The 6,000-nt window shown below is 38.5% G+C and carries 1 protein-coding gene, 2 pseudogenes and 1 CRISPR repeat array; of the genes and pseudogenes, 1 reads left to right on the plus strand and 2 read right to left on the minus strand.

Annotated features, from left to right (window positions below; all coding sequences use genetic code 11):
- Nucleotides 1-216: 216 nt before the first annotated feature.
- Nucleotides 217-1,529 (minus strand): annotated as a pseudogene (gene lysA, locus JCM21531_RS09205) (diaminopimelate decarboxylase).
- 443 nt (nt 1,530-1,972) lie between these two features.
- Between lysA and JCM21531_RS09210 the strand changes: the two are divergent.
- On the plus strand, nt 1,973-2,743 hold the full coding sequence (locus JCM21531_RS09210; RefSeq protein WP_243467471.1) for a hypothetical protein: 771 nt from the start codon (nt 1,973-1,975) through the stop codon (nt 2,741-2,743).
- A 296-nt stretch (nt 2,744-3,039) separates the two neighbouring features.
- On the opposite strand, the pseudogene JCM21531_RS09215 reads toward JCM21531_RS09210, so the two are convergent.
- Nucleotides 3,040-4,532: pseudogene (locus tag JCM21531_RS09215) on the minus strand (IMP dehydrogenase).
- A gap of 658 nt (nt 4,533-5,190) precedes the next feature.
- A CRISPR array of direct repeats spans nt 5,191-5,956; the repeat unit is 32 nt; unit sequence GTTTCAATCCACACGCCCGCACGGGGCGCGAC.
- Nucleotides 5,957-6,000: the final 44 nt, after the last annotated feature.

A 6,000-nucleotide genomic window follows, 5' to 3' on the forward strand; every position in this document is an offset into this window, starting at 1 on the left:
TATGAATTATATAAAACATAATGCAATTTTATAATTCCTATCGCCTCTTTATATGATTCATTATAACAGAATATATTAAAAAGGAGCACAAAATTTAAAATGTGCTCCATCTTTTTTATTTAGCCTCTTGGAATGAAATGAAAGAGGCAAAAGCGAAGGGAGTCGATGTCCCGAGCTTTTATTATTCTATTAGCATTTTATAAGCTTATGCCAAGCTTACAGATCTTCAGGCAAAATATCGTTTCTTATTATATCGTCATAGTCTTCCCTTTTAACAATAACTCTGGCTTTGCCGTCTTTCACAAGAACAACCGGAGGTCTTGGAATGCGGTTGTAGTTGCTGGACATGGAGTAGTTGTATGCACCGGTGGCAAAAATGGCCAGAATGTCTCCTTCTTCCGCTTCGGGAAGCATTACGTCCTTACCCAGCAGGTCTCCGGATTCACAGCACTTGCCCGCAATCGTAACCTTTTCTGTCTTTGGTGCGTCAGCTTTATTGGCAATAACACCTTCATACTTAGACTGATAAAGCGCATATCTGGGTTATCGGTCATTCCACCGTCAACAGCGATATATTTTCTTACGCCCTTGATATCCTTTATGGTACCGATTTTGTACAAGGTTATTCCGGCAGATGCAACGATGGATCTGCCCGGCTCCATTACTATAAACGGAAGCTTTATTCCTTTATCTTCGCACACACTTTTTATAACTTTTGAAACGGATTTTATATACTGATCATATTCTATGGGGTCATCTTCCTGTGTATATTTTATACCGAAACCTCCTCCGAGATTTAGCTCTTCAATTTCTACCCCCAGTTCCTCCTTTATTTTTGCAATAAAGGTCAGCATTACTCTTGCTGCTTCCTCAAAAGGATGGAGTTCAAAAATTTGAGAGCCTATATGGCAATGCACCCCAACCACTTTGACATTGCTGAGCTTTACCGCCTCGCCTATTATTTCCATTGCCTCACCGTTTTCAAGGGCAACACCGAATTTAGAGTCAATCTGCCCGGTTTGGACAAAGTCATGAGTATGAGCATCAATTCCAGGCTTTATTCTAAAGGAAATATTTACTGTCTTACCTTTTTTTGCAGCAATTCTATTTATATGAAAGAGTTCCTGCCTGTTATCCACTACTATCCTTTTTATGTTGTTGTCTATTGCAAGTTCCAGCTCGCTAACGGTTTTATTGTTTCCGTGAAAGTAAACCCTGTCCATGGGAAAACCCGCTTTGATTGCAGTATATAGTTCTCCGCCCGATACTACATCCAGCCCGAGCCCCTCCTGCTCGGCAATTTTGCACATTGCCATTGTGCAGAGAGCCTTGCTGGCATAAAGCACCAGACCGTTTCCGCCGTAATAATTGTCCAACGCATTTTTATATATACGGCAATTTTCCCTTACAAGACTTTCATCCATCACATACAAGGGAGTGCCGAAGTTGTTTACAAGATCAACACAATCACATCCGCCGATTTCAAGGTGATTTTTTTCGTTAACCTTTAAAGCCTTTGAAACAAACATATTTTCCACCTTCCACATTAACATTAATCGATAATCTTATTTGAATTCCAACATATGCAAACAATCCGTTATAGCATTAATATACATAATCGTAGCATTAATGTTTGCAAGAGTCAAGATAAAATCTTGCAAAAAAATCTATGAATTGCTTATTTGTGCCTTTTTGGCTGTTAGGCTTTGTACAAAATAATTGTAATAATTTTCTATTATACATAATATATTATACTAACACGAATTTTATGGGGTTGATATGTTATGGTCAAAAGACTTCGGATTATTTCTCTAATTTCATTCATACTGGGAACAACATTAATAATGTCTGCATCTTATTTTGAGTTGTTTTTTCCCCCTAAAACGCGTTTTATTTAGGGATATTCGGTGATATCATTCTTACAGGAATAAGAAGTGTGGGGGTGTCGCTTATTACATCCACTTTTATAAACTTGGTAAAATTCTGGGTGGAATCTACAGAAACACTGGTTAAGTATGATTTTGTAAACAGATTGACAAAGGATGAAATGAAGGATTTAAAGGCAAAAATTGAGACGGAGCTGTATTTTAGAGATAATGATCATGACAAAGATAATTTTTATAATTTTTTTGAAAGGGAACTGTCTTCACTTTTAAATGAATGCTATTATAAAAGCTACAGAACAAAAATTGAATGCCATATTTGCGAAAACTACATATCCAAAACCATAAGAAAAAAGTTTGAGATTGTAAACCCGTCAAAAAAAGAATGTACCATAAGAATACCCTTTGGTGCGGAAATGCAAAGAGTGGAGCAAGTTGAAAGCAGCAGGTTGTATCAAATTAAGAAATTTGTTGTTGATTCCACGGATTTTACCAAAGATATCAACGAAAGAATCTATATTTTGGACAATTGCCCTGAAAACAGCGATGCATACTGCATTAAAGTACATACTTACTGGGATATAAAAGTGAAAAAGAAATGTACAATAGATATGGTTATTGAAACAATTGTCCCTTTGAACGATGTCTGCTTCTCCAATAAAATAACCCGTCCTTGCAAAGATTACAGTGTTATTTTTATATTAAACGACCCTTCTTATCAATTATCATGGCATAGTTTCGGCTTTATGGGAAATCATAAAGACAGAATTATTGAAGAACCGATGGACAATGGCCTTGAAATCGGTTTTAAAGACTGGATTCTTCCCGGAGACGGTGTTGTAATTTCCATAACTAAATGATAAAAAAGCATGTTTAAAATCTGAAAATTTGTGTCACAATAAAGTGTATAAAATAACTTAGGACAAACACTCAAAATTTTGAGAATAATATACTGATAATGAAGGGAGTTGTTTAGCATGTCTGAAAGAACAGTAAATTTATTGATTGAGAGGACTGTTAACTAAATATTAATACATAAAGATCTCCTGTTTACGGAGATTTTTATTTTGAAAACAGTTTTTGCTGCATAAACTTGTGCCCCACACAGGTCTTAAGTTTATATGACCCATGGGAGGCACAATTAACAAAACGGAAATCAGTACTCCTTGTCCTTTAATATAACGTCGTGAGCTCCACCTTCAATTATACTTGTGGAAGATACCAGAGTTAACCTTGCAGTTTTCTGAAGCTCGCTTATGGAAGCTGCGCCACAGCTTGACATTGTAGCTTTTATCTTATTTAACGTAATTTCAAGGTTGTCGCTCAGTTTACCTGCATAGGGCACGTAACTGTCCACGCCCTCTTCAAATTTCATGTTGGTGTTTTCACCTCCATGGTCGTAGCGCTGCCAGTTTCTAGCCCTATTTGAGCCTTCTCCCCAATATTCTTTAACATAACCGTTTCCGCTCTTAACCTTCTTTGTCGGGCTTTCATCGAATCTTGCAAAATATCTTCCCATCATTACGAAATCAGCACCCATTGCCAGTGCCAGAACAATATGATAATCGTGAACAATACCGCCGTCAGAGCATATAGGAATATATACACCGGTTTTTTCAAAATATTCATCCTTGCTTTTGCCACTTCAATAACAGCCGTAGCTTGTCCTCTTCCTATTCCCTTCTGCTCACGGGTTATGCAAATGGAGCCTCCCCCGATTCCGATTTTTACAAAGTCAGCTCCTGCCTCTGCAAGATATAAGAAACCTTCCCTGTCAACTACGTTTCCTGCACCGACTTTTATATCGTAATTTGATTTTATATAATCCAAGGTATATTTCTGCCACACGGAAAATCCGTCGGATGAGTCTATACAGAGAGCGTCAACTCCTGCCTCCACCAATGCCGGTACCCTTTCTTTGTAATCCCTTGTGTTTATTCCTGCTCCGACTCTCAGTCTTTTGTTGCTGTCAAGCAGCTCATAAGGATTTTGCTTGTGGTCGTCATAGTCTTTTCTGAAAACCAAATAGTGAAGTCTTTGCTCATCATCAACAATAGGAAGACAATTGAGCTTGTGACCCCATATTATGTCATTTGCTTCGCTTAAGCTGATACCAAGCTTACCTACAACAAGCTTTGAGAAAGGTGTCATAAAATCTTTAACCTTTTTATCCAAAGGATCCCTGCTTATTCTGTAATCCCTTGTAGTGACTAATCCAAGAAGCTTTCCGGAAGATGTGCCGTCGTCTGTTATTGCAATAGTAGAGTGTCCTGTTTTGCTCTTTAAGTCAATAACATCCTTCAAGGTGCTGTCGATTGTAAGATTTGAATCACTCACAACAAATCCTGATTTATATTTCTTTACTTTTTTAACCATATCAGCTTGTTTTTCGATTGACTGAGAACCGTATATAAAAGATAGTCCTCCACATCTAGCAAGAGCTATTGCCAGTGTATCGTTAGACACTGACTGCATAATGGCAGACACAATCGGAATATTCAGCTTGAGGCTGCAATTTTCATCTTTTTTGAACTTAACCATAGGAGTGCTCAGGTCTATATTATCCGGAGTACATTTTTCCGTTGTAAGATTTGGTATTAGTAAATATTCGCTAAAAGTTCTTGATACATCATTATAGATGTAAGCCATGCTCTCTTTCCTCCTCATATAAATTTAAAATATTTTATATCATTTTTTGACTAATGTCAAAGATTTTTTTTACAGTTTTGCAATTTACAATCAATATACAACTGATAAATACTAAGACTGTAGATTTAATCATAATTTAATTTTGCAATCAATTGAGCATTAATTATAAAATCAATAACATCTACTCCTATTCTATTAAAATCCATTCTACAAACATCTCATTTCTGTCTGAAGAAGTCTGATTATTTTTTAGATATATTCAATAATGATTGTACGGCTTTTACAACAGATAAACTATGTCAGTTTAGTTATAGAGTTTACAGGAAATGCAACAAGTATTAAAAAAAGTCTTGACAAGATTTTTTCAATTCTTCTCGATGTATGAAAATTGTAGCATTAACGAAGTCAATATTAATACTTTACACCTTTTTGTTACTCGGTCAGTAGTTGGGAAGTTTTGCTTCAGATATCGACATAGAGTATAATTTACAGGATAAAGTGAGGCACGACAGAAAATTATGTATTTTAATTTTTACGATTACATTAAGCCAGACTTACCGGCATATATCTAAAACCTATTAAAGATTATTAGGTTTGATCCACATGCTTGTATGGGGCATAACAGAGATGACTATACAAGTGTAGCTACATATCCCTAGTTTCAATCCACACGCCCGCACGGGGCGCGACTAACAACCAGCGCCTTTTTCCCTTCCCTTTTGATGTTTCAATCCACACGCCCGCACGGGGCGCGACCACCTATTTGTTTAATGCCCTGAAAGAGTTTTCAAGTTTCAATCCACACGCCCGCACGGGGCGCGACGTAAAGTTTATTGTTGATAGGGCATCAGTCATGTTTCAATCCACACGCCCGCACGGGGCGCGACTATTACAAAAAGACCACTTTGCAGGAGCTGGATGTAGTTTCAATCCACACGCCCGCACGGGGCGCGACGGCCTTTTGCGTCGCCCATGAGTTGCAACGCATCCAGGTTTCAATCCACACGCCCGCACGGGGCGCGACATTATACACAAAACTTAGTATTATTTGATGATGGAGTTTCAATCCACACGCCCGCACGGGGCGCGACATCGTTGATGTCGGCATCAAGTCCAGAGAGTTCCTGTTTCAATCCACACGCCCGCACGGGGCGCGACACGCAATTAGTCCACCCATATGAGTAGTTGTAGAAGTTTCAATCCACACGCCCGCACGGGGCGCGACGTTGAGAGTATGGCACTCACTCAACAGCAGATTGAGTTTCAATCCACACGCCCGCACGGGGCGCGACGATGAGGCATATTAAAAACATAACTATGTTTGCGTTTCAATCCACACGCCCGCACGGGGCGCGACACGCAATTAGTCCACCCATATGAGTAGTTGTAGAAGTTTCAATCCACACGCCCGCACGGGGCGCGACATTTTTTAGTAGCTTGTGAGTAGTTTTTAATAACAGTTTCAATC

The organism is Acetivibrio straminisolvens JCM 21531 (assembly GCF_000521465.1).
Classification (GTDB): Bacteria; Bacillota; Clostridia; order Acetivibrionales; family Acetivibrionaceae; genus Hungateiclostridium; species Hungateiclostridium straminisolvens.